Origin of the sequence: Marinobacter alkalisoli (assembly GCF_045449795.1) — a bacterium.
Lineage (GTDB): Bacteria > Pseudomonadota > Gammaproteobacteria > Pseudomonadales > Oleiphilaceae > Marinobacter.
In genome coordinates this window covers 18669-41816 of record NZ_JBJJLB010000015.1, presented here as the reverse complement: position 1 = coordinate 41816, position 23148 = coordinate 18669, and the positions used below count along the sequence as shown (strand labels likewise).

The window sequence follows — 23148 nt, the reverse complement described above, 5'->3', positions numbered from 1 at the left end:
CTAGAGCCCGGTCGACCGGTAGAAGAGCATGGCTTGCGGCCATTGGTGCCAGACATAGGCGGCGGTGAAGGCGATCCAGGCAACGATCGCCCCAAGCAGTGAGACATCCGGAGCCAGTGGTACCCGGTCATAACGACTGTAACTGGCGCGAATGTAGCCGGTAATGGCCAACCCAAGGAACAACCCCCCGATAACATCCGTGAACCAGTGCACGCCAAGATACAGTCGGCTGAAAGCCACCAGTACAACGGGCAGACTGAATGCCAGATAGGTGCGCCAGCGGCGGCGGTGTCGGGTTTCCCGGGCGACAAAATTGGCTGACAGCATGCACAGTACCGTTATGCCGGCGGTATGACCGCTGGGAAAAGCGCCCGATGACGGAGGGGCCAGGACCTCATCGGGCCTTGCTGTCCCGGTAAAGGACTTCAGCAGCCACACCAGCAGGAAGGTAAGCCCTGCAGCGGCGAGAATATGGGCAGCCCCGCCATAATAGCCCCGGAACAACAGGACAAAAGAGAGGCAGCCCGCCGCGGCAATCAGTACCGGTGCATCGCCGGTCATGGTAAAGAACAGAATGGTCGGGTCGAACAGTGGTTGTCGTAACTGCGAGAACCAGGTGGATACGGCGGTGTCGAACGGCTGTAACAGCGTGGTGCCGGTGGCCAGTTGGCTCCAGATCAGGAGCAGCGCCGTCGCGGTAACCGCCAGGGACAGAGAGGGCAGGGGGAACTCGCCCGCCTGGGCGGGGCGTTCACTGGAATAGAGCCGCCAGAACCGATGAGTGGCGTCGTACTTTTCCATTTTGCCGGCCAGCCATTGGTAAAGCCGGCTGCTGTATCCAAGTCCGAGTTGAAAGCGGAAGACGGTCAGGTAGATGACAATCAGCACGCCCATACTGATGGCGATGACCGGATAAAAGTGGGCGGGTGGTTTTATGTCACTGGCCAGTGCGCTGCCCACCAGGTAGCCCGGTATCACATAGACCGGCGCCCAGCCCAGCGCTGAGGTCAGGTTGAACAGCAGGAACCGGCGCCACGGCATCATCAATGCCCCGGCCACCAGGGGAATGACGGGCCGTATCGGGCCAACGAAGCGGCCGATAACCACGCTGACCCCACCGTACCGGTGAAAGAAATACTCACCCTTGTGGATGGCTTTCGGGTAACGGCTCAGGGGCCAGACACGGTCCAGCTTGCCCTGGCAGAGTCTTCCAAGCGCGAAACTGATGCTGTCGCCGAGAATCGCGCCCAGCGCAGCCCACAACAGGGCCTCGCCCAGGGGCATGGCGATCTGTCCGGCCAGAGCGGCGATGGCGAAAATGATGGCCACGCCGGGGATCAGTATACCGGCAATGGCCAGGGATTCGGCGAACGCGGTTGCGAATAGCGCCACGGCCAGCCATTCGGAATGGGAGGTCAGCCAGGTGGCAAGGGAGGTCAGCCAGTCACCGCTCATGATCCGGCGGCATCTCCCGGCAGAAACCAGATGGAATCCGCGCCGCGTTTGCGGGCTTCCTCCAGGGCGAGGCAGGCGCGTTTGCGCAGCGTGTCCGTGCGGGTGTCACCGGACCCGCGAGTGGTACAGCCCAGGCTGACAGTGGCCTTTCCGACCATAGCCCAGTTATGTTCGGCAATCGTTCTGCGGATGCGCTCGGCAATCACCCTGACGCCCTCTTCCGGTGTAAAGGGCAGGATCAGGAAGAATTCGGACTCATTCAGGGTATAGAGGGTATCTCCGGCACGAATGACCCCGAAAAGATGCTGGGTGACATCCCGGAACAGGGTCTGCATGCCGGGCTTGCCATGCAGGTCCTCCACTTCGTCGGCGTAATCAATGGCCAGTGTAACCACCGATAGCGAATGACCGGTGGCAATGGCACGGCTGATTTCCTTTTGCAGTGTTTCGTCCAGAAAGCGTGCGTTGTGGGCTCCGGTGACCGGGTCGGTAATGGCCAGATCTTCCGCCGACTGGGCCATGTGGTTGTAGTGCCAGATATAAAGTGCGCCGATGGTGATCAGTGCCAGGGCGCCGGTCATCACGGTGACGGTTTCCTGGAACGGCTGCCGGAACAGCAGAAAGGCGGCCAGGGCAATAAATAACAGTAGTGACAGAATAAGCCCCTGGCGCAGGGGCAGGATCAACAGGTTGAGAAGGATCAGGGGCATGCTCCAGTGGCTGATCCCCGGCGTACTCATGGTGTACATGGCGGCGATCAGCCCGCAGTTCAGAGCGGTCAGTATCGCCAGGTGTCCAGGGGCAGACAACTGATGGCGGCGGCACACAAAGGTGTAACCGGCCCCCGCGAGGGTCAGTAACGCCATGCCCGCTGCCAGGTAAAAAAGGCTATAGAATCCGTAACGAAGGTTCTGGAAGGCCAGGCTGGCTATGAACAGGGTGGCCAGACAATAACCGGCGAGATGGGTGTAGGTTCTCAGGCGTGTCTCGGTCATGCCGCGGGGCCCTCCGCATCGGCTTCCCTGTTGGGAGGTGAAGAATGGGACCAGGTGCTGTAGGACTGGGCGCGATTGCCGCCCTGCTGCTGGGCCCGGCGCAGGGCATTGGCGGCGGACTGCTGCAGGCTGTCGGCGTTGTCTCCGATGTTGAGGCCGGCAATGCCGGCGCTGACGGTTAATTCCAGGCCGTGGGAAACCAGCAGGGCCCGCAGCCCGTTGCGAATCACCTCGGCCCGGTTGGAGGCATCGGAAGTGGCAATGCCGGGCAGGATAACCAGGAACTGCAGGTCCGCGACACGATAATAGGTGTCAAAATCCCGCAGTTGCGAGTGCAGGTAGCGTCCGATACGGGGCAATATGGAGCGGATGTCTGCATCCGGATCGGTATCGCTCAGGTGGGTATCCAGCCCGAGCATGATGATGGACATGTCCGTGCCTTCCCGTTCGCTGCGCTGAATTTCCTTGTGCAGGTCGGCGGACAGATACTCGCGGCTGGCGGCCTGGGTCAGTTCATCGGTACGGCGCAGTGGCGCCAGCTGGCGGGATTTATACTCACGCAGGAATACCAGGATTGCAGCCAGCATGATCGTCAGCAGAAAGGCACTGATCATCTGGTGGCGTTCCGGCAGGCCGGCGGACCATTGGGTTGCGATCATCGTCAGCAGTGCACAGGCCAGGGTTGTGACCGTGGCCCAGGGCAGGGGCAGCAGCGCAAAAGCGAGAAGGGGGGCGGCATACAGCCAGTGCACAAGACTCCACGGGCCGGCCCACAGGCTTGTGGCCAGCAAGGCCAGGAGCGTACCAAGAACCAGTCGGTTAATCGTTGGCCAGGGGGCGCGTGAACGATGAGGATGAAAGGCGCTACCGGTAAACACCAGTGCCGTTGCGGCCAGGGCAGTAAGTGCTGTGAGGTGGTCACCGTTTACGGCGGAGAGTATGGCGATGGCAGCCAATACAATGAAGCCGGCTCTCGACAGGCGACTCAACAGGAATTTTTCGGCCATCTGGGCCATAGTATCCATCCTCTCCCGGACATCCGTTTGTGTCAGCATAACGCAGGTAGCATTGAATAGCCTGCGCCCATCGTCTGTCATTCAATGCCGAACAGGCTGTTCGGCAGCGGTATAATAATCGTTTGGGGTGCGTACTTGAAACGGGAAAGGTAAAGTTAGGGTCTTATTTGTGAATTCAGCTATCAACACCGAAGGTAATCGAATGGATATTGCAGCTTACATGGCTGAAGTGGGTCAGCAGGCACGTTCCGCGGCTACTGTCGTGGCGCGCTCGACCACGGCCGTGCGTAACCGGGCCCTGCTGGCAACCGCCGAGGCGCTGGATTCCGCCCGCAGTGAGCTGGCGGAAGCAAATGCGCGGGACCTGTCACAGGGGCGCGAGAGCGGGCTTGATGCGGCCATGCTGGATCGCCTTGAGCTGACCCCGCAGCGGATCGATACCATGATTGAAGGGTTGAAGCAGGTCGCCTCGTTACCGGACCCCATTGGTGCGATTACCGATATGACTTACCGCCCATCGGGCATCCAGGTTGGCAAGATGCGAGTGCCGCTGGGGGTGATTGGCATCATTTATGAGTCCCGTCCCAATGTAACCGTGGAAGCGGCCAGCCTGTGCCTGAAATCGGGAAACGCCACCATTCTTCGTGGCGGATCCGAATCCATCCACTCCAACCAGGCCATTGCCCGATGTCTGGCCAAGGGGCTGGCTGAAGCCGGGCTGCCGGAAACCTCGGTACAGGTCATCAAAACCACGGATCGTGCCGCCGTGGGTGAGCTGATTACCATGCCTGCGTATGTGGATGTCATCGTACCCCGTGGCGGCAAGGGGCTTATCGAGCGCATCAGCCGCGATGCCCGGGTGCCGGTGATCAAACACCTGGACGGGGTCTGTCACGTATATATTGACAGTCACGCGGACCCGGAAAAGGCGCTGAACGTTGCCGTGAACGCAAAAACCCACCGGTACGGCACCTGTAATACCATGGAAACCCTGCTGGTGGATGCCGAGATCGCCGAAGACATGCTGCCATTGTTGGCGGACGCTTTTGTGGACAAGGGCGTCGAATTGCGGGGCTGTGAGCGATCCCGCGCTATTGTGTCGTCCATGGCCGCAGCAACCGAAGCGGACTGGGAAGAGGAATACCTTGCCCCGATTCTGGCAGTCAGGGTGGTGGATGGCCTGGAGGCCGCCATTGCCCATATCAATCGATACAGCTCGCAGCATACCGACAGTATCATTACGGAAAACTACACCCGGGCGCGGCGCTTCATTACCGAAGTAGACTCCAGCTCGGTGATGGTCAACGCTTCGACCCGTTTTGCTGACGGCTTTGAATATGGTCTGGGCGCCGAAATCGGTATTTCCACCGATAAGATCCATGCCCGCGGGCCCGTCGGGCTGGAGGGTCTGACGTCCCAGAAGTACGTGGTGTTTGGTGACGGCCACATCCGGACCTGATTGCTTATGCATGTCATATACGGCGGAACGTTTGATCCCATTCATCATGGTCACCTCAGGCTCGCGATTGAGCTGAAGGAGCGCCTGGGGGTGTCGGAAGTGTCATTGGTGCCATGCCATATCCCGCCGCACCGCGGCTCGACGGACGCCAGCAGCGCTCAGCGCCTGGACTTGCTGCGACTGGCGGTCGCCGATGAGCCCGGGCTGGTTGTCGATGATCGTGAGTTGGCACGGTCGGGGGCTTCCTACACCGCTGATACCTTGCGCCAGCTGCGTGAGCAACTGGGGGAGCATGAGCCGCTGGTCATGGTGGTGGGTACGGACGCGTTCGCAGGATTCGATCGCTGGCGGGAGTGGGAGAAGATTCCGCAACTGGCCCATGTGGTTGTCGTGAAACGCCCTGGGCCAGAGCTGGAGCCGCTGGGCGTGCCGGCGAAACTGCTGCAGGAACGTGGGGTCTCAAGCGCCGATCAGCTTCACTGCGCTCCCGGCGGATACTGTCTGGAGCTGGATCCACCCCTTCTGGATATTTCCGCCACCGGCATCCGTGAAAGAATCTTGTCCGGGCGCTCGCCCCGGTATTTGCTGCCGGATCCGGTCTGGCAAAAAATTGGCCGTCTCGGGCTATACGGTGCCTGCCCTGACGAGAACTTTTAATGCTACAATCGCTTTTGAACATGACTTTTCGGGTGGCCGCCCTCGCCGCCATCCGTCCAACAGGGTGATTATGCAGGCTGAGCAACTGAAAGATCTGGTGATAGGTGCACTTGGTGAAGTAAAGGCACAGGATGTGAGCGTGATTGATGTTCGGGATCGTACCAGCGTGACGGATTACATGGTGCTGGCTTCGGGAACATCCAATCGTCATTTGAAATCACTGGCGGATTCCGTGATTGCGGAAGCGAAAGAGCAGGGAGTTCGCGCCAGTAATGTGGAAGGCAGCAACGTCAGCGACTGGATTCTCGTGGATCTGGGGGATGTTGTTGTGCATGTGATGATGCCAGCCACCCGCGAATTCTACGATCTTGAGCGTCTGTGGCGCGATGCCCCGGATCTGGGTGTTGCGGGTAGCGAATAACCATGCGATTGCGCCTGATCTGCGTGGGGCAGAAAATGCCCGACTGGGTCAGCCAGGGATACACTGATTACGCCCGCCGAATGCCGCCGGAGCTGCCATTGGAACTGGTAGAGATTCCCATGGCCCATCGGGGCAAGAATCCGGACATTGCCCGGCTGATGCAAAAGGAAAGCGATGCGGTCCTCGCTGCCGCGGGGCCCAGGGATCGTGTGGTCGCCCTGGAAGTGGGCGGGCGCCCCTGGTCGACGGAAAAGCTCGCCAGCCAGCTGGAAAACTGGCAGCAGGACGGGCGTGACGTCAGCTTCCTGGTCGGTGGTCCGGATGGACTTGCTGAAACCTGTCGACAGCGGGCAGACCAGCTCTGGTCCCTGTCGCCCCTGACGCTCCCGCACCCTCTGGTGAGAATCCTGTTGGCTGAGCAGTTGTATCGTGCCTGGTCAATCACCCGCAACCATCCGTATCATCGGGCGTAGGACGCATCATGCCCTGGGGAGAGTTCAAAGACGTAGCCGCCGAGCGGCGCCTGTTCCAGCGACGTACGCTGGTCATGGTATGCGTCGTGTTTGTCATGTTGGGGCTACTTGTAGCCAGGATGTACCAGCTCCAGATCGTTGAGCATGAAGTGTACACCACCCTCTCCGACAAGAACCGGGTCCAGGTCCAGTCGGTTGCCCCTCCCCGTGGTCTGGTCTATGACCGCAATGATGAACTGCTGGCCGAGAACCGCCCGGTGTTCGGCGTGACCCTGGTGCCCGAACGTGTTGACGGTATGGAAGAGACGCTGGCCAAGCTCGAAGCGCTTCTCGGCATTTCCGAAGAGGACGTGGAACGGTTCCAGCGTCGCCTGCGGGAACCCCGTCGACCATTCCAGCCACTTCCCCTGCGCTACGATCTCAATGAAAAAGAAATCGCCAGCCTCGCGGTTCATCGCCATGAGCTGCCAGGCGTGGAAGTGTCTGCGGAGCTTGTCCGGTACTACCCTCATAGTGAACTGACCTCCCACGCTCTGGGTTATGTGGGCCGGATTAACCGGGAGGAGCTACAACGTATTGATCCGGTTAACTATGCTGGCACCAACTACATTGGCAAATCCGGGATTGAGCGATTCTATGAGGCGCTGCTGCATGGCCAGGTGGGCTACCAGCATGTGGAGACCAATGCCCGGGGGCGAACGCTGAGGGTCCTGGAGCGGCAGAACCCGGTCCCGGGTGAAGACATCCAGTTGCATCTTGATCTCCGGCTACAGCGCCTGGCCCATGAATTGCTGGACGGCCGGCGAGGCGCCATTGTCGCGATTGAGCCGGATACCGGTGGTCTGCTGGCACTGGCCAGTGTCCCCGGTTTTGATACCAATCAGTTTGTGACCGGTATCAGTGTGGCGAACTACCGGGCCCTGAGCACCGATATCGACAAGCCCCTGTTCAACCGTGCGTTGCGTGGGCAATACCCTCCGGGGTCCACCCTGAAGCCCATGCTGGCGGTGGCTGCTCTGGACAGTGGCGCAACTACCCGGGACAAAACCATCTGGGATCCCGGTTATTTCCAGTTGAATTCCGGAGGGCGCCGCTACCGTGACTGGAAACGCTCGGGGCATGGCTGGGTCGATCTGACCGACGCGGTGGCAGAGTCCTGTGATATCTATTTTTATCAGATTGCCGTTGAGATGGGCGTGGACACCATGTACGACTATCTCTCCCGCTTCGGGTTTGGCGAAGACGCGACCCTGGATGTCTCCGGCGCACTGAACGGCCTGTTGCCCTCTCGCGACTGGAAACGAGCGGTAAGAAACGAGCCCTGGTATCCGGGGGATTCGGTCAACATGGGGATTGGCCAGGGTTTTATGCTGGCGACTCCGTTACAACTGGCGACAGCGACTTCCCTGATTGCGAACCGTGGCCGCTGGATAGAGCCGAGACTGCTGAAAAGCATCAAGGGAGATCGCTCAGCCGATGAGTTCCTGCCCCAGGGGGATCATGCCCCTCTGACGCTCAAGAATGCGGACGACTGGGAGTTTGTGGTTGATGCCATGGCAGAGGTGATGCACGGAACCAGGGGTACCGCTCGTGGTGCCGCGCGGGGCGCACCGTATCGCATGGCGGGCAAGACCGGCACGGCCCAGGTGTTCAGCCTGGCTGAAGATGAAGAATACGAGGAAGAGGATGTGCGGGAGCGTTTGCGTGATCACGCCCTGTTTGTGGGCTTTGCCCCGGTTGATGATCCCGAGATTGCCGTTGCGGTGATCGTCGAAAACGGAGGCAGTGGCAGTGGTACCGCCGCGCCAGTGGCAAGAGCAATGTTTGACGCCTGGTTGCTTGGATTCCCTGAGGAAGGTAAGGCGCTGGTGACGGGCACCACCGACGAGGGAGCTGAATGATGCTGGGGAATCGCCTGCAGTCGTCGCATCACCCGCTGTCCAGGCCACGGAGCCTGTGGTCTGCGTTTCATATTGATCCTATCCTGCTGGCCCTGCTTTTGCTTTTGATTGGCGGGGGGCTGGTGGTCCTGTACAGCGGTGCCGACCGCAACATCGAAGTCGTCAAGGCCCAGGGGATTCGCATGGGCATCGCCCTTGTGGTCATGCTGGTGTTTGCCCAATTGGACCCGGCCGTATTCCGGCGGTGGGCGCCCTGGTTGTACCTGGCTGGCCTTGCGGCTCTGGTTGCGGTTCTTCTGGCGGGGGTTGGCGCGAAGGGGGCCCAGCGTTGGCTGGCCATTCCGGGGCTGCCTCGTTTCCAGCCGTCGGAACTGATGAAACTTGTGGTGCCGATGATGGCGGCCTGGTACCTGTCGCGTCATTTCCTGCCGCCGACGCTGGCGCGAGTGGGGGGGTCCCTGCTGATTGTATTGGCGCCGATGGCCATGATTATTCTCCAGCCGGACCTGGGGACCTCTCTGCTGGTGGGTACCGCCGGTCTGTTTGTGGTGTTTTTTGCCGGTATGAGCTGGCGCCTGATCGCAGCGTTTGTAGCGATGGTCTCGGTGGCCGCGCCACTGATGTGGTTCTTTGTCATGCGCGATTACCAGAAGCAGCGGGTGTTGACCCTGCTGGACCCACAAAGCGATCCACTTGGCGCGGGCTGGAACATCATCCAGTCGAAAACCGCCATTGGCTCCGGTGGGGTTGACGGCAAGGGCTGGCTGCAGGGCACTCAGTCCCATCTTGAGTTCCTGCCGGAAAGCCACACCGATTTTATCGTCGCGGTGCTGGCTGAGGAGTTTGGTTTCATCGGCATGTTGGTGCTGATGGCTGTCTATCTGTTGATTATTCTTCGGTGCCTCTACATCGCGGCTACAGCCCAGGACTCATTCAGCCGGCTGCTGGCCGGAGCATTGACCATGACATTCTTTATCTACATCTTCGTTAACGTGGGAATGGTCAGCGGGCTGTTACCGGTGGTGGGCGTTCCGCTGCCACTGGTCAGCTATGGGGGGACCTCGAGTGTCACCCTGATGGCTGCCTTTGGTGTGCTGATGTCGATTCACACTCACCGACGAATGATCAGCGCCTGACCATGGACGGCGGGTAATGGTCCGCCGCTTGCGCTCCATGGTAATGTAGCCCCGGTTTTCAGAAAGCTGGCGAAGAAGCGGGATCCGGTGTGCCGGGATCCCGGAATTGCTTTTCGGCCATTAACTCACAGGTAAATAATGACAGCTGTCCGTTTTCCAGGTTTTATCCGCCTCGTGCCCGTCATGTTCGGGGTGTTCGCTTCTCTCGTCCATGCAGGGGGGTATGAGGCTACGCCGGAAGGCAGGCAGCTGATCGAGGAGATGGTTGCGAAGTATGGTTTTGACCAGGTCAGGGTAGAATCCCTGCTGGCCGACGCAACACGCATCGATAAAATTCTCGAATCCATCAGCCGTCCGGCAGAGAAGACCCTGACCTGGGGGGAGTACCGGCAAATTTTTCTCAAGCCGGACAGGATCAAGCGTGGCCTGGCGTTTCTTGAGGAGTATGAAGAGGTCTTCGACCGGGCGGAATCCCGGTTCGGTGTGCCCGCTACGATCATTGCGGCCATTATCGGCGTGGAAACCTGGTACGGCAACTACACCGGAAACTACCGTGTCTTGGACGCGCTGGCGACCCTGGCCTTCGACTATCCCCCCCGCAGCCGTTTTTTCCGCAGTGAGCTGGTTCAATACCTGCTGATGACGCGGGAGCAGGGGTTTGATCCCCTTGTTGTCAAAGGCTCCTATGCCGGCGCCATGGGCTATGGGCAGTTTATTTCCAGCAGTTATCGCAACTTTGCCATCGACTTTGATGATGACGGTATTGCAGACATTCTGACCAATCCGGTGGACGCCATTGGCAGTGTCGCCAATTATTTCAGCAAGCATCACTGGCGCAAAGGTGAGCCGGTTGCGGAGCGCCTGGAAAGTGACCTGCCAGAGGGTTCCCCGCTGTTGACGCGGGAACTCAAACCGCGGCTGACGGTCAGTGATTATCGCGATGCGGGACTGGAACCCAGGCAAGACGTGGAAGGGAGCGCAGCTGCCCGGGCGATCCTGTTACAGGGGGGCCAAGGACCGGAGCTATGGCTGACTTACCATAACTTTTACGTGATAACCCGCTACAATCACAGTCATCTGTACGCCCTGGCGGTCAAACAGCTGGCTGATGAACTGGACAAACACAGGAATCCTGACCAGTGGTGATCAATTTTCCGTTTTCGTTGCCGTTCCTGATCGCTGCGGCGCTGGTGTTGTCAGGCTGTGCATCTTCACCCGCACCGGAGAAGGACCATTCCTCCCGGTACACCATTTCACAGGATCGCGCACCCGCTGGTAACTTTGATGTGTCCGATCTCGGGAATGCAACGCCGCGATACGAGGCGCCCCGCTCCGCGGGCAACAAATCTTCCTACACGGTGTGGGGCAAGCAATACAGTGTAATGGCCAGTAATGACGGATACGTTGAGCGGGGCATTGCCAGTTGGTACGGCGAAAAGTTCCATGGCCATAAAACCTCCAATGGCGAGGTTTTTGACATGTATGAAATGTCGGCGGCCCATAAAAGCCTGAGAATTCCTGGCTACGCCCGGGTGACCAACCTGGACAACGGTCGTTCGGTGATTGTCCGTGTGAATGATCGGGGGCCATTTCATGGCGATCGGCTGATTGACTTATCTTATGCAGCGGCGAAGAAGCTCGGCTATCAGGGAAAAGGCACCGCCCGGGTTGAAGTGGCCGCCATTACGGTCAGGAAAGACGGTACCATGACGCTGGCTGGCCGGCCATACTCTGGCGGCGGGGAGGCGGTCCCGGTGGAAGCAGTGGCGGAGCGTTCCGAAACCCATGGAGGCGCGTCGGCCCTGTTTGTGCAGTTGGGCTCCTTTAGCAGCCGGAATCCTGCAGAAGCTCTGCTGGGCAAGGTCAAAAGTGTTATCGAGAACCCAATGCGGGTAAGGGAGGTGGATACGGTGTCCGGGCGTTTCCATCGTGTGCAGGTAGGCCCCTTCAGCACCCCGGATGAAGCCCGAAAAGCCCAGGCGAGGCTTGAAAACCAGGGATTTGGCCAGACCATATTGCTGACCGATTCCCACTAAAAAAGAATCAATACACTTAACGACGAATGAACGAACCCATGGCGACTAATCCTGTTTTCCGCGCTTTAACCGCAGTTCTGCTTCTGGTGTTGATCCCCCTGGGATCGGCCCACGCCCAGACAGTACTGATTCCCTCGCCTCCGCAAGTGGCGGGCAGCTCCTACATCCTGATGGACCCCCTCAGTGGTAGGGTCATCATGGATGAGAACAGTAACGAACGTTTACCGCCAGCAAGTCTGACCAAGATGATGACCGCCTACATCGTTGAGCGCGAGCTGGACGAAGGCCGTATCTCCATGTCGGATATGGTTCCGATCAGTGTCAATGCCTGGCGTACGGAAGGCTCGCGCACTTTTGTCCAGGAGGGGACAGAGGTCTCGGTGGAGAACCTGCTCAAGGGCGTGATTATTCAGTCGGGAAATGATGCCTCGGTTGCCCTGGCGGAGTTTATTGCCGGCAGTGAAGGTGCATTCGTTGACATCATGAACCAGCAGGCCCAACTGCTGGGCATGCAAGATACCAACTTCGAGAATGCCACTGGCCTGCCATCACCGGACCATTTCTCCACCGCCCACGATCTGGCGCTGTTGGCGAGGGCGATCATCAATGATTACCCCGAGAGTTACCCGTTGTACGCTGAGAAACACTTCACTTACAACAACATCCGCCAACCCAATCGCAACAGTCTGCTTTGGCGTGATGACAGTGTTGATGGTCTTAAAACCGGGCACACCGAAGAAGCCGGATACTGCCTGGTGGCTTCGGCCAAGCGCAATGGTACCCGGCTGATTGCCGTTGTGATGGGAACAGACAGTACGACAGCCCGGGCCCAGGAAATTCAGAAGATGCTGAACTATGGCTTCCGGTACTATGAAAGCGAGACGCTGTTTGGCGCCGGTCAGGAATTGATCGAGGCACGGATCTGGGGCGGTCGTGAAGATGAACTGTCGGTTGGTGTCACTGAAGAAGTTAATGTCACCATTCCCCGCGGTTCCCGCGACTCGCTGGAATCCACTGTGGACCTTGATTCTGTCATTAAAGCACCCATCAAGGTGGGGGATGAGCTTGGCCGTTTGCAGGTCAAACTGGGCGATGATGTAATCGTGGACCAGCCGGTACTGGCACTCAGCGACGTGCCCGAGGGCGGGCTGTTCAAGCGTCTGTGGGATGCCATCAAGCTCTTTTTTGTTCAGTTGTTCTAGTGACAACCACTGACGTCTTCGGGAGTAAGCCGGCATGAGTGAGCCGAAAGCACCTAAAATTGAGTTTCCCTGTGACTATGTCATCAAAGTGATTGGCAATTCGGCGCCGGATTTTACCGAATTCGTGGTTGAGGTCGTGGAGCAGCATGCGCCAGGTATCACCGATGCTGATGTTTCCGTCAATAAGAGCAGTGGTGGCCGTTTCTCTTCAGTGCAGCTGAAGATAGTGGCCACTGGCGAAGCCCAGCTCAAGGCGCTGTTTGAAGACCTGAAGGCCAGTGGCCGGGTCCATATGGTGCTCTGAGCCAATGTCGAAGCTGATCGTACGCACCCTGGGAGAGCAGCCATATCAGGAAACCTGGGAGGCGATGAAAACCTTCACCGCTGATCGCGATGACTCGGTCGCGGACGAACTCTGGTGCCTTGAGCACCCGAGGGTCTATACACAGGGCCAGGCAGGCAAAGCTGAACACATCCTGGCGCCCGGGGATATCCCCGTGATTCAGGTGGACAGGGGCGGGCAGGTTACTTATCACGGGCCTGGTCAGCTGGTTATCTACCTGCTGATCAACCTGCCTCGCCACAAGCTGGGTGTGCGGACATTGGTGGATCAGATTGAACAGGGCATTGTCCGTGTGCTGGCGGGCGCGGGGATCGAAGCAGCCCCCAGGCCCGATGCCCCTGGCGTTTATGTGGGTGACGCCAAAATTGCGTCCCTGGGATTGCGGGTCCGTCGTGGGTGCTCGTTCCATGGCCTGGCGCTGAACGTGGACATGGATATGGAGCCGTTCCGCCGTATCAATCCCTGTGGCTACGCCGGTATGCCTATGTGCCAGGTCAGCGACTTTGTTGCCGGTGCGACCGTGGAGGATTTTGCCGTAAAGCTTGCCGGCGAACTGGTTGCAGGGCTCGGCCACGACCATGTCGAGTACCGCTCCGGGTGGTAGAGCAACCGTGCGCGTTTAGTCCGTGAATGCCTCTTCGAACTCACAGACAGTATTTCGTCCCTGGGTTTTTGCCCGGTAAAGCCCCTCGTCCGCTCGCTGCAACAATCTGTCCACGGACTCGTCATCGCGGATAGTGGCAACGCCAACGCTGATGGTTGCTGCAATGGCCTGGCCTTCCGCGGATACGGATTTGCTGCTGACAACCTTGCGGATCCGGTTGGCGGTCTTTACTGCCTCCTCAGTGCCGGTTTCCGGCAGTAGCACCAGATATTCCTCTCCTCCCCACCGTGCCAGGGTATCCACTTTCCGGCATTGTTCTTTCAGCGTCGAGGCCACCAGTACGATCATTTCATCACCAATGTGATGGCCGTAGTTGTCATTAACGCTCTTGAAAAGATCGATATCCATCAGCAGTACCGAGAATACCCGTGAGTTTCGTTGGTAACGCTGGTATTCGTTATCCAGTTGCGACAGCACTTCGCGACGGTTGGCGAGGCCAGTGAGGGCATCGTGCTTGGCGGCATACTCAAATTCCCGCGCCAGTTTCAGGAGGCCCAGTTTACTGCGCCGCCGGCTTTGATCCAGCACATAGCAGGTGGACATCTCAAAGGCGAGCACGGCAATCATGGTCAGGCGGAAACTGGTACTGTAGGGCGCATCAAACACCAGGTCGCCAATCGGGCTGAACAGAACGGCCACGGCTGCGAGCCCGCCAGCGCAGGCAAACACCCCGACCCTGGACTGACTGATGTAGAAAATGATCGGCGGGTAGGCGAACAGCCAGATAATCGCGGAGCCATCCTCGACCGCCTGGACCGCCAGATAGGTGAACAGTGCGGTGATGATGGTGATGAAACCCCGGCGTTGCAGGGTGCTGCTGTGCCTGATCAGGTAGGCAATGCCATTGGCCGCCAGGAGCCCTGCGAATATGATCAGCACCGTTGGTGCGGTGGGGTCTCCGCGCAGGGATGAGCGATACGCGAAGAACACAAGCAGAGGCACGGCGGCGAGTGTCAGCCATCCGATCAAGGTGGGGACGGGAATCTCTCCCTTTACCCGATACTGGGACAGGTCGGTATCCGCGTTGTGTGTGGCTATGTGAGTCATTTTAAGGTCTTGTTGTTCTGGTGTTATTGTTGGGCCTGGAATGCCAGGTCCGCAGATCCATACTAGACGGATTCCTAGCTTCAAAGTGTGTAAAAACGTAAAGAGTTGCAATGAATTCATCACTATACGCCGGAAGTCCCGGTTACATTGGCCGCAAGGCCGGGAAAAGACTGGCGAATCAGTGAGGTTTGAGGCAGGCGCTATCCGTATAATGACCGAAGCAGCCTCAGGGCTGAAATGCAATGAACCGGGCGGATGATTGATGGTATCCAAAAAACGAGGAACCTCCGTTTCACGTATCAAGACCGGAAGCTTCGAACGCCGTTTGACGCTGACCCGGGCAGGGCTGTTTGCCGGCACCCGGATGGCGTCTCACATGGCAACGAACTGGTTCAGCAGCCGTGACAAGCGGGACCAGCGCCACCGCGCCATGCTGTCCAGTCAGGCCGAGTTTCTGGTGGATGAACTGGGCAAGCTGAAGGGCAGTGTGGTCAAAATCGGCCAGGTTATGGCCCTCTACGGTGAGCATTTTTTGCCTGAGGAAGTAACAGAAGCGCTGCATACCCTGGAGGACCAGACAACCTCCCTCGAGTGGTCTGCCATTGAGCGTGTCCTGAAGGATGAGCTGGGCGCCGACCGGCTGGCACAACTGGATGTCGATCCCGAACCGATCGGGGCCGCGTCACTGGGGCAGGTACACCGTGCGCGACGCAAAAGCGATGGCCTTGAACTGGTGCTGAAAGTCCAGTATCCGGGGGTGGCGGATGCGGTGGACAGTGACCTCAATGCGGTGGCCCAGCTCCTGAAAATCGCGCGGCTGGTTTCTTTTGGACCTGAATTCAACGACTGGCTGGAAGAAGTCCGGGAAATGATGCACCGGGAAGTGGATTATCGGCTGGAAGCCCGTACTACCGAAAAATTCCGCAAGATGCTGGTTGCCGATCCCAGGTTTGTTGTGCCCAGAGTGCTGCAGGAGTTCTCCACTGCCCATGTGATCGCTTCCACCTACGAACACGGCCATTCGGTCAGTTCCGTCGCTGTGCGGGAGTTGCCGCTGGAGCGGCGTTCCGAGCTGGGGATGGCGGCGCTGGAGCTGTTTTTCCGGGAGCTGTTTGTCTGGGGCGAAATCCAGACCGACCCCAATTTCGGTAACTACCGCATTCGTATCGCCGGCGAGCAGGGATCCGATCAGGATTACGACCAGATTGTGCTGCTTGATTTTGGCGCGGTGCAGGCTTATTCGCCGTCGTTCCTCGACCCGGTTATTCAGATGATTCGCGCGTCCTATGAAGGGGACTTGCCAGCGGTTGTCGAAGGGGGCGTGGAACTGCGCTTTATGAGCCGTGACTGGCCAGACGATGTGCTCGACAAATTTGGCGCTGTCTGTATGTCAGTGCTGGAACCCCTGGCCCGGGACCGAAGCCAGTGGCCGGATTATGCTGTGAATGCCGACGGGGAGTATCGCTGGAAACAGAGCGATCTGCCGTCGCGGGTGGCCCGCCAGGCGGCGCGATCTGCCATCAATCGTTATTTCAGGGTGCCGCCCAAGGAATTTGTGTTCCTGAACCGGAAACTGATTGGGGTATACACCTTTATCGCGGTGCTGAACGCGGAGTTCAACGGTGAAGAGCTGTTGCGGGCCTACCTTTACGGCGACGGTACCGATTCCGAGGGAACCCCGGCGGTTTCCAGGACCAGCCAGAGTACGAAGCCGTAACGGGCGCCCTTGCCAATCGCAACCAGTACCACGAAGTTGATCCAGGGTACGCGCATCACGCCTCCGATGAGGGTGAGCGCGTCGCCTCCCAGCGGTAACCAGCCCAATAGCAGAGACCACTGACCATAGCGGTTGAATCTGTCCCGCGCTTTCTCGAGCTGCTTCTCTGAAACCGGAAACCAGCGTTTATCCTTAAAGCGATCCACCTGCCGGCCGATAACCCCATTAACAACGGAGCCCAGAGTGTTCCCCGCGGTTGCCCAGAACCAGAGCCAGCCAAGGGGATAGCCCTGGGTTACCATAGCGCCGAGCATGACTTCGGAATACGCCGGGAGCAGGGTGGCTGCGGCAAAGGCCGTCAGGAATAGGGTCAGGTATGCCAAGTTGTTACCTCGTTTTTTACACCGCCATCGAACAGGTTCCATTGCAATGAAAGAGCTTTCGCTACGCTTCAAACTCTACGCCCTGGTTATTACGCTGCTGCTGGTGATGGGGGTCAGTATCGTGGTGACCGCCCAATTGTCGCTCAGTGACATGGAAGAGCGAATGACCACCGAAACCCGCGATACCGTGCAGGGTATTGTGATGGAGCGCCTTGGTGCAACTGCGGGCAAGTACGGGGAACTGGTCAGCGGCCAGTTTGCGACCGCCTACCGTACGCCGGAAGTGGTTCGCAACGTGATCCTCCGCAATATCCAGGCTGACAGTTCCGGCAGGATCAGTCGAATTGCTTTGCAGGAGACGGTTGGCAGGGTGCTGGAGGAACAAAAAAGCCTGAGCTCGGTCTATGCACAGTTTGAGCCGGATGCCTACGACGGGCAGGACCGGTACTTCACTGGCGGTGTGGAAGAGCACAGCAGTGATGAGGGCACCCTGGAAATCTATTTCTATCGCGCGCCCGACGGTGAGGTGGTCTTCAGTCGCACCGGGGATCCCGCCACCAAGTATCTCGACAGCCGCAATGAGTTCGGCATTCGTGAAGCGGAATGGTACCTGTGCTCCAGAGACAACAAGCAGCCTTGTATCATGGAGCCCTATGAGTATGAGATTGAGGAAGGCTATTCCGAGCTGATGACCAGTCTGGTGGTGCCGATTCTCGATGGTGGAGAGTTCGCAGGGGTAGTCGGTGTTGATATCAATCTCTCAACACTCCAGCAAACCATTCGGGAGGTCAGCAATGAGCTGTACAGTGGCAAATCCCGCGTCACGTTGCTGAGTGATAAGGGGCTGATTGCCGCCTCCAGTCACTACGACAGCCACCTTGGCCGCCCGTTGAATGAGGCTCTGCCCGAACTGGCGGGCGAGTTCGTTGATTTGCACCAGGGGGAGCGGACCTTTGACGATGGCGAGACCCTTGCCGTGTCCTATCCTGTGGAGATTGACCTGCCGGGCACACAATGGTCCCTGCTGATTGAGCTGCCCCGCGAAACCGCCCTGGCTGAGGTTTCTGCCATCACCGCCCTGTTGTCCGACGAAGTTGGCGCTACGGCCGCGCGTCAAACCCTGGTGGGCATTGTGGTGTCCGGGCTTGCCATTCTGATTCTGGTGCTGCTGGTTCGCTCTGTTACTCGCCCGCTCAACGAAATTCGTGACCGCATGAAGAATCTGGCCAGTGCCGAGGGGGATCTCACCCGCGAGCTGTCGATTGATACCCACGCCGAGCTGATTGAGCTGGCGGGCGGATTCAACGCGTTCCTTGGCCGCCTGCGGGATATGATCAACGACCTCAAGAACGTTAACGGCCAGGTTCGACAGCAGGCGACCGATGTCGGGGGTATTGCGCGGGAGACGGACGGACAGACCGAACGCCAGCATCAGGATATTGAGAGCGTGGTGACCGCCATGAACGAGATGTCGGCGGCTGCCGGAGAAGTGGCCGGGTTTGCCGGGGAGGCGGCGGAGAATGCACGCCAGGCTCAGGACGGGGTGCGCTTTACCCAGGATACTCTCACCACGGCGGTGGATGGTGTCAGCGCCCTGTCCGCGGACATGGATCAGGCCAGTACGGCGATTACCCAGGTGGCCACCCGTAGCGACGACATCAACCGCATTCTGGATGTGATTCGCGGTGTTGCCGAGCAGACCAATCTCCTGGCCCTGAATGCGGCCATAGAAGCGGCCCGCGCAGGTGAGCAGGGGCGTGGCTTTGCGGTGGTGGCGGATGAGGTACGCACACTGGCGTCCCGTACCCGACAGTCCACCGACGAGATCAGTGAGATGATCGAAGGCCTGCAGAGCGATGTGAATGGTGCAGTGTCGGTGATCCGCTCCGGTGTGGACCGTGCAACAACCGCAGTGGACGGTACCCGCGAGGCGGATCATTCCCTGGCCGCCGTGGTCGAACGCATTGGCACCATCGTGGAGCATGTAACCCAGGTGGCGACAGCGGCTGAGGAGCAGAGTTCGGTCAGCGAGGAGATCAACCGGAACCTGACGAAAATCGGGGATGCCGCCAGTGATCTGCGGGTGCTTGCACAGCGGGTGCGTGGTAGTGGTGACGCCCTGGATGAGCAGGTAGAGGTGCTGGATTCCGAGCTGGGGCGTCTGAAAACCTGACGCTGCCACAGGCTTTCCACTGTGGGATCAGGCAGTAACCAGCGTATCGGCTGGTACTATGGTGATCATTCAAACCATCAATTTTATTTTATCCGGTGGCATGACATCATGGCGGCAATAGTTATTCAGGGCGAGACCTCCGCCTGATCGTTTCGGTTAAGGAGTAATGTATGGAGCATGTGACCATCTACGGCCGCTCTTCCTGCGGTTTCTGTGTTCGTGCCAGGCAGTTGTGCGAAGTGAAGGGGATTCCCTTTACCTACGTGGACATGATTGAAGAGGGCATGTCCAAGGAGGACATCGCTGACAGGATTGGCCGGCCGGTTTATACCGTGCCCCAGATTCTGGTCGGGCAGGAGTACATCGGCGGCTCGGATGAGTTCGTGCGTTATGTGAGTGCGCAGGAGACTGCGAGAGCAAACTGATCCCTGCGGAAAGAAAAAAGGCGCCTGCGGTTATCCCGCAGGCGCCTTTTTTTGTGTCCGGGGCAGAGATCAGAGCTGGAAGTCGGTCCTGAGTTTTTTCTCCACCAGCTTGTTCTGCAGCTTTGCCACCCGGGGCAGGCCATTGTCGAACGGTGGGAAGCTTTCGCCGTAGATCAGCGGCTCGAGGTAGTCGCGGCAGTCCTGGGTGATGTGAAAGCCGTCATCCGAAATGTAATGGATGGGCATTTTCTTTTCCTGATTCGCCACTTCGCTCAGCGGTGCTTCGCCAATGTGCCAGCGATACGGTTTGGACTGTTCGCGGACAATCGTCGGCATCAGCGCCTGCTTGCCCGCCACGGCCATTTCAACCGCCGCCTTGCCCACGGCGTAGGCCTGTTCAACGTCAGTGGCAGAGGCAATATGGCGGGCGCTGCGCTGCAGGTAATCCGCCACTGCCCAGTGGTACTTGTAGCCCAGTGCCTGCTTGACCATGTTGGCCAGGGCCGGCGCCACGCCACCGAGTTGGGTGTGGCCAAAGGCATCCTTGGCGCCGGCATCGGCCAGGAAGCGGCCGTCCTCGTACTGGGCGCCCTCAGAGGCGACGATGACGCAGTAGCCGTACTCCTTCACGCAGAATTCCACCCGCGCCAGGAATGCATCCCGGTCAAACGGCATCTCCGGGAACAGGATGATGTGGGGCGGCTGGTCTGCGCCCTCGCCTGCCAGTCCGCCGGCAGCGGCAATCCAGCCGGCATGGCGGCCCATGACCTCAAGGATGAAGACCTTGGTGGAGGTTTCGCACATGGATTTGATGTCGAGGCTGGCTTCCAGGGTCGAGGTGGCAATGTACTTCGCCACGGAGCCAAAGCCGGGGCAGCAGTCGGTAAAGGGCAGATCGTTATCCACGGTCTTGGGCACGCCGATACAGGTAATCGGGTAGCCCATTTTCTCGGCCAGCTGGGATACCTTGTAGGCCGTGTCCTGGGAATCGCCGCCGCCATTATAGAAGAAGTAACCAATGTCATGGGCCTGGAACACTTCGATCAGGCGCTCGTATTCACGCCTGTTCTCGGAAATGTTCTTGAGCTTGTGACGGCAGGAACCGAAAGCCCCACCGGGAGTGTGGATCAGCGCCTGAATGGCCTCGTCGCTTTCCAGGCTGGTATCAATCAGCTCTTCCTTGAGTGCGCCAATGATCCCGTTGCGGCCGGCGTAGACCTTGCCGATGCTTTCCGGGTGTTTGCGGGCGGTCTGGATAACCCCGCAGGCGCTGGCGTTAATGACTGCGGTCACACCGCCGGATTGAGCGTAAAAAGCGTTCTTGGTGGCCATCTCGGGCTGGAGCCTCCTGCTGGTTCAGTAATTGCCGCAGATGATACGCCAAATGCCGGTTTTTTTCATGAGCAGGATTGCGGATAACGAAGCTCTTGACGGTCGGTGATGTATACGGGAGGCTTGGCACGTCCAATTCAAGAGGTCAGACCGGTCATGCATATTCATATTCTGGGAATTTGTGGCACATTCATGGGCAGTCTTGCGGTGTTGGCCCGGGAGTTGGGGCACACGGTAACGGGCTCGGATCAGGGCGTGTATCCACCCATGAGCACCCAGCTGGAAGCCCAGGGCATTGGTCTGATGGAAGGGTATCGCACAGAGAACCTGGAACCGAAGCCGGATCTGGTGCTGATCGGTAACGCCATGTCCCGCGGCAATCCCGAGGTGGAGGCTGTCCTCAACCGCAATATTGATTACATGTCCGGCCCGGAATGGCTGGCGCGGGAAGTATTGCGTCATCGCTGGGTACTGGCGGTGGCCGGTACCCATGGCAAGACCACCACCACGTCCATGCTGCTGTGGATTCTCGAGCAGGCCGGCTTTGACGCCGGTTATCTGGTCGGGGGCGTACCGAAGGATTTCCCGGTATCGGCACGCCTCGGTTCCAGTGACTTCTTTGTGATCGAGGCCGATGAATACGACAGCGCGTTTTTCGACAAGCGTTCCAAGTTCGTCCATTACCGCCCCCACACCCTGATCATGAATAACCTGGAGTTTGATCACGCTGATATCTTTGACAATGTCGAGGCCATCGAGCGCCAGTTCCATCACCTGGTCCGTACCGTGCCGTCCAACGGTCTGATCATTCGTCCCGCGAACGATGTGCATCTGGATCGCGCCCTGGACATGGGGTGTTGGAGCGCGGTGCAAAATACCGCCATTGGCAGTGAAGTCGCCTATACCACGGATTGGCGGGCGGAGTTGCTGTCAGAGGACGGCAGCCGTTTCATGGTGGTTCACCACGAGCAGCCAGTGGCCACGGTGACCTGGTCCCAGACCGGCATGCACAACGTTCGCAATGCCCTGGCGGCCATTGCCGCCGCCCGTCATGTGGGCGTCACGCCGGACCACGCCGTTGCTGCCCTGTGCCGCTTTTCCGGGGTGAAACGGCGCATGGAGCTGTTGGCTGAGATTAACGGCGTCAGCGTCTATGACGACTTTGCCCACCATCCAACTGCTATTGCCACCACCCTGGAGGGGCTGCGCAATAAAGTGGGCGAGGAGCCGGTGATCGCCTTGATCGAACCCCGTTCGAACACTATGCAGCAGGGGGTGCACCAGCAGGCGCTGCTGCCCAGTGCCGTCGCCGCCGACCATGTAATCTGGGCCAATCTGAATCAGCTGGAGTGGCTGCCGGCGCTGGTGAAGAGCTGGAAGGGCGGTGAGGGCGAAACCGTACAACACCATGTGGAAGCGAACGTGGACGCCCTGATTGAACAGACACTGGCGAATGTGAGCGGTCCCTGCCACATTGTGATCATGAGCAATGGCGGTTTCGGTGGTATTCACCAGAAACTGGTTGCCGAACTCGAACGTAGATACCCGTCATGACTGAACCTGCGGTACAACCACGAACCATCAACCTGGCCTTTACCGGTGCCTCCGGCGCCCAGTACGGTCTGCGCCTGTTGCAATGCCTGGTGGCGGCCGGCTGTAGGGTGAATGTGATGGTCAGTCGTGCCGCCCAGGTGGTGATCGCCACGGAAACCGAGCTCAAGTTGCCGGGCTCCCCGCAGGCGATGCAAGTGGCGCTGGCCGAGTATGCCCACGCGGGCCCCGGGCAATTGCTGGTATTTGGGCGGGAAGACTGGTTCGCGCCACCGGCTTCCGGTTCCGGAGAAAAAGCTCCGCTGGTGGTTTGCCCCTGCAGTACCGGCACCCTGTCAGCACTGGCCACCGGTGCCAGCAACAACCTGATCGAACGGGCCGGAGATGTGGCCCTGAAAGAGCGCCGGCAGCTGATCCTGGTGCCCCGCGAAGCGCCATACTCGGAAGTGCACCTGGAGAACATGCTGCGGCTGACCCGCATGGGCGCGGTCATCATGCCGGCCAGCCCCGGGTTCTATCACAGCCCGCAATCGGTGAGTGATCTGGTTGACTTCATTGTCGCTCGCATACTCGATCACCTGGGCCTGCCCCAGGATCTGATGCCGCGCTGGGGCGAGGAGCGCGCCAAAGGCAAGCGCGGCGATCAGCGCTAGGCGATGGTTTTGGTCAGCCCGATTGATGGTTTTCACCATTGAGCGAAACCGCCTCTGCGCAGAGACTTGGTGAACGATAACCACAACACAGGTCATTCACCGAGGTTTA

Annotated in this window: 22 protein-coding genes; 16 read left to right on the top strand and 6 right to left on the bottom strand. The window is 59.0% G+C overall.

The annotated features are described in order from the left end of the window. Genes ACJO3M_RS04290 through ACJO3M_RS04280 form a run of 3 tightly spaced genes read right to left on the bottom strand, consistent with a single transcriptional unit; the run spans window position 1 to window position 3466 of the window. A complete protein-coding gene (locus ACJO3M_RS04290) occupies window positions 1-1455 on the bottom strand; it encodes a bifunctional DedA family/phosphatase PAP2 family protein (protein ID WP_406999998.1) in 1455 nt (484 codons plus the stop codon). Next, window positions 1452-2450: a GGDEF domain-containing protein gene (locus tag ACJO3M_RS04285; RefSeq protein ID WP_406999996.1), complete on the bottom strand. Its 999-nt coding sequence runs from the start codon at window positions 2448-2450 to the stop codon at window positions 1452-1454. Before ACJO3M_RS04285 ends, ACJO3M_RS04290 begins: the two co-directional genes overlap by 4 nt. Next, complete coding sequence (locus ACJO3M_RS04280; protein ID WP_406999994.1) at window positions 2447-3466, bottom strand: GGDEF domain-containing protein; 1020 nt, start codon at window positions 3464-3466, stop codon at window positions 2447-2449. The genes ACJO3M_RS04285 and ACJO3M_RS04280 overlap by 4 nt, the downstream gene beginning before the upstream one ends. 202 nt (window positions 3467-3668) lie before the next feature. Here ACJO3M_RS04280 and ACJO3M_RS04275 point away from each other — a divergent pair, with 202 nt between their 5' ends. From ACJO3M_RS04275 to lipB, 11 genes are all read left to right on the top strand, one after another. Then, the gene (locus ACJO3M_RS04275; protein WP_406999992.1) at window positions 3669-4925 is read left to right on the top strand and encodes a glutamate-5-semialdehyde dehydrogenase; all 1257 of its coding nucleotides are present in this window, start codon (window positions 3669-3671) and stop codon (window positions 4923-4925) included. Between the two features lie 6 nt (window positions 4926-4931). After that, a complete protein-coding gene (gene nadD / locus ACJO3M_RS04270) occupies window positions 4932-5582 on the top strand; it encodes a nicotinate-nucleotide adenylyltransferase (protein WP_406999990.1) in 651 nt (216 codons plus the stop codon). A gap of 70 nt (window positions 5583-5652) precedes the next feature. Then, window positions 5653-6003 (top strand): ribosome silencing factor, encoded by a 351-nt coding sequence (gene rsfS, locus ACJO3M_RS04265; protein ID WP_406999988.1) that lies wholly within the window; start codon window positions 5653-5655, stop codon window positions 6001-6003. Window positions 6004-6005: 2 nt separating this feature from the next. Next, window positions 6006-6476 (top strand): 23S rRNA (pseudouridine(1915)-N(3))-methyltransferase RlmH, encoded by a 471-nt coding sequence (rlmH, locus tag ACJO3M_RS04260; RefSeq protein WP_406999986.1) that lies wholly within the window; start codon window positions 6006-6008, stop codon window positions 6474-6476. A gap of 8 nt (window positions 6477-6484) precedes the next feature. Continuing rightward, the gene (mrdA, locus tag ACJO3M_RS04255) at window positions 6485-8377 is read left to right on the top strand and encodes a penicillin-binding protein 2 (protein ID WP_406999984.1); all 1893 of its coding nucleotides are present in this window, start codon (window positions 6485-6487) and stop codon (window positions 8375-8377) included. After that, window positions 8377-9513 carry a rod shape-determining protein RodA gene (gene rodA, locus ACJO3M_RS04250; protein WP_407000097.1) on the top strand — a complete coding sequence of 379 codons (1137 nt, stop codon included), beginning with the start codon at window positions 8377-8379 and terminating at the stop codon, window positions 9511-9513. The genes mrdA and rodA overlap by 1 nt, the downstream gene beginning before the upstream one ends. 138 nt (window positions 9514-9651) lie before the next feature. Further along, window positions 9652-10659, top strand: a complete 1008-nt coding sequence (gene mltB, locus ACJO3M_RS04245; protein ID WP_406999982.1) for a lytic murein transglycosylase B — start codon at window positions 9652-9654, stop codon at window positions 10657-10659. Next, on the top strand, window positions 10656-11549 hold the full coding sequence (locus ACJO3M_RS04240) for a septal ring lytic transglycosylase RlpA family protein (RefSeq protein ID WP_407000095.1): 894 nt from the start codon (window positions 10656-10658) through the stop codon (window positions 11547-11549). The genes mltB and ACJO3M_RS04240 overlap by 4 nt, the downstream gene beginning before the upstream one ends. Window positions 11550-11587: 38 nt before the next feature. Further along, entirely contained in the window at window positions 11588-12751 is a 1164-nt protein-coding gene (locus tag ACJO3M_RS04235) for a D-alanyl-D-alanine carboxypeptidase family protein (RefSeq protein ID WP_406999980.1), read from the top strand. Window positions 12752-12785: 34 nt separating this feature from the next. Further along, window positions 12786-13055, top strand: coding sequence for an HP0495 family protein (locus tag ACJO3M_RS04230; RefSeq protein ID WP_406986151.1), 270 nt, complete (start codon window positions 12786-12788; stop codon window positions 13053-13055). A 4-nt stretch (window positions 13056-13059) separates the two neighbouring features. Beyond that, window positions 13060-13698: a lipoyl(octanoyl) transferase LipB gene (gene lipB / locus ACJO3M_RS04225; RefSeq protein WP_406999978.1), complete on the top strand. Its 639-nt coding sequence runs from the start codon at window positions 13060-13062 to the stop codon at window positions 13696-13698. A gap of 15 nt (window positions 13699-13713) precedes the next feature. On the opposite strand, the gene ACJO3M_RS04220 is transcribed toward lipB, so the two are convergent. Further along, complete coding sequence (locus tag ACJO3M_RS04220) at window positions 13714-14805, bottom strand: GGDEF domain-containing protein (protein ID WP_406999976.1); 1092 nt, start codon at window positions 14803-14805, stop codon at window positions 13714-13716. 262 nt (window positions 14806-15067) lie between these two features. On the opposite strand from ACJO3M_RS04220, the gene ACJO3M_RS04215 reads away from it, so the two are divergent. Further along, window positions 15068-16522 (top strand): ABC1 kinase family protein, encoded by a 1455-nt coding sequence (locus tag ACJO3M_RS04215; protein WP_406999974.1) that lies wholly within the window; start codon window positions 15068-15070, stop codon window positions 16520-16522. On the opposite strand, the gene ACJO3M_RS04210 is transcribed toward ACJO3M_RS04215, so the two are convergent. Then, on the bottom strand, window positions 16453-16905 hold the full coding sequence (locus ACJO3M_RS04210; RefSeq protein WP_406986162.1) for a YqaA family protein: 453 nt from the start codon (window positions 16903-16905) through the stop codon (window positions 16453-16455). The genes ACJO3M_RS04215 and ACJO3M_RS04210 overlap by 70 nt on opposite strands. Window positions 16906-16951: 46 nt before the next feature. Here ACJO3M_RS04210 and ACJO3M_RS04205 point away from each other — a divergent pair, with 46 nt between their 5' ends. Together ACJO3M_RS04205 and ACJO3M_RS04200 are read left to right on the top strand one after the other, a co-directional pair. Further along, window positions 16952-19078 (top strand): methyl-accepting chemotaxis protein, encoded by a 2127-nt coding sequence (locus tag ACJO3M_RS04205; protein ID WP_406999973.1) that lies wholly within the window; start codon window positions 16952-16954, stop codon window positions 19076-19078. Between the two features lie 170 nt (window positions 19079-19248). Then, window positions 19249-19503 carry a GrxA family glutaredoxin gene (locus ACJO3M_RS04200; RefSeq protein WP_406999971.1) on the top strand — a complete coding sequence of 85 codons (255 nt, stop codon included), beginning with the start codon at window positions 19249-19251 and terminating at the stop codon, window positions 19501-19503. Between the two features lie 69 nt (window positions 19504-19572). On the opposite strand, the gene ACJO3M_RS04195 is transcribed toward ACJO3M_RS04200, so the two are convergent. Continuing rightward, window positions 19573-20835 (bottom strand): 6-phosphofructokinase, encoded by a 1263-nt coding sequence (locus ACJO3M_RS04195; RefSeq protein ID WP_406999969.1) that lies wholly within the window; start codon window positions 20833-20835, stop codon window positions 19573-19575. Between the two features lie 156 nt (window positions 20836-20991). On the opposite strand from ACJO3M_RS04195, the gene mpl reads away from it, so the two are divergent. Next, complete coding sequence (gene mpl, locus ACJO3M_RS04190; RefSeq protein ID WP_406999967.1) at window positions 20992-22389, top strand: UDP-N-acetylmuramate:L-alanyl-gamma-D-glutamyl-meso-diaminopimelate ligase; 1398 nt, start codon at window positions 20992-20994, stop codon at window positions 22387-22389. Next, window positions 22386-23039: a flavin prenyltransferase UbiX gene (locus ACJO3M_RS04185; RefSeq protein ID WP_406999965.1), complete on the top strand. Its 654-nt coding sequence runs from the start codon at window positions 22386-22388 to the stop codon at window positions 23037-23039. Before mpl ends, ACJO3M_RS04185 begins: the two co-directional genes overlap by 4 nt. Window positions 23040-23148: the final 109 nt, after the last annotated feature.

Excerpts from the sequence above, each read along its gene's own strand:
- ACJO3M_RS04215 (WP_406999974.1), top strand. The coding sequence starts at position 15,068 with ATGGTATCCAAAAAACGAGGAACCTCCGTTTCACGTATCAAGACCGGA.
- ACJO3M_RS04195 (WP_406999969.1), bottom strand. The coding sequence starts at position 20,835 with ATGGCCACCAAGAACGCTTTTTACGCTCAATCCGGCGGTGTGACCGCA.
- ACJO3M_RS04285 (WP_406999996.1), bottom strand. The coding sequence starts at position 2,450 with ATGACCGAGACACGCCTGAGAACCTACACCCATCTCGCCGGTTATTGT.
- ACJO3M_RS04280 (WP_406999994.1), bottom strand. The coding sequence starts at position 3,466 with ATGGCCCAGATGGCCGAAAAATTCCTGTTGAGTCGCCTGTCGAGAGCC.
- ACJO3M_RS04235 (WP_406999980.1), top strand. The coding sequence starts at position 11,588 with ATGGCGACTAATCCTGTTTTCCGCGCTTTAACCGCAGTTCTGCTTCTG.
- rlmH (WP_406999986.1), top strand. The coding sequence starts at position 6,006 with ATGCGATTGCGCCTGATCTGCGTGGGGCAGAAAATGCCCGACTGGGTC.
- mpl (WP_406999967.1), top strand. The coding sequence starts at position 20,992 with ATGCATATTCATATTCTGGGAATTTGTGGCACATTCATGGGCAGTCTT.
- rodA (WP_407000097.1), top strand. The coding sequence starts at position 8,377 with ATGCTGGGGAATCGCCTGCAGTCGTCGCATCACCCGCTGTCCAGGCCA.
- mrdA (WP_406999984.1), top strand. The coding sequence starts at position 6,485 with ATGCCCTGGGGAGAGTTCAAAGACGTAGCCGCCGAGCGGCGCCTGTTC.
- ACJO3M_RS04205 (WP_406999973.1), top strand. The coding sequence starts at position 16,952 with ATGAAAGAGCTTTCGCTACGCTTCAAACTCTACGCCCTGGTTATTACG.
- ACJO3M_RS04290 (WP_406999998.1), bottom strand. The coding sequence starts at position 1,455 with ATGAGCGGTGACTGGCTGACCTCCCTTGCCACCTGGCTGACCTCCCAT.
- ACJO3M_RS04220 (WP_406999976.1), bottom strand. The coding sequence starts at position 14,805 with ATGACTCACATAGCCACACACAACGCGGATACCGACCTGTCCCAGTAT.
- ACJO3M_RS04185 (WP_406999965.1), top strand. The coding sequence starts at position 22,386 with ATGACTGAACCTGCGGTACAACCACGAACCATCAACCTGGCCTTTACC.
- ACJO3M_RS04200 (WP_406999971.1), top strand. The coding sequence starts at position 19,249 with ATGGAGCATGTGACCATCTACGGCCGCTCTTCCTGCGGTTTCTGTGTT.
- ACJO3M_RS04230 (WP_406986151.1), top strand. The coding sequence starts at position 12,786 with ATGAGTGAGCCGAAAGCACCTAAAATTGAGTTTCCCTGTGACTATGTC.
- mltB (WP_406999982.1), top strand. The coding sequence starts at position 9,652 with ATGACAGCTGTCCGTTTTCCAGGTTTTATCCGCCTCGTGCCCGTCATG.
- nadD (WP_406999990.1), top strand. The coding sequence starts at position 4,932 with ATGCATGTCATATACGGCGGAACGTTTGATCCCATTCATCATGGTCAC.
- rsfS (WP_406999988.1), top strand. The coding sequence starts at position 5,653 with ATGCAGGCTGAGCAACTGAAAGATCTGGTGATAGGTGCACTTGGTGAA.
- ACJO3M_RS04275 (WP_406999992.1), top strand. The coding sequence starts at position 3,669 with ATGGATATTGCAGCTTACATGGCTGAAGTGGGTCAGCAGGCACGTTCC.
- lipB (WP_406999978.1), top strand. The coding sequence starts at position 13,060 with ATGTCGAAGCTGATCGTACGCACCCTGGGAGAGCAGCCATATCAGGAA.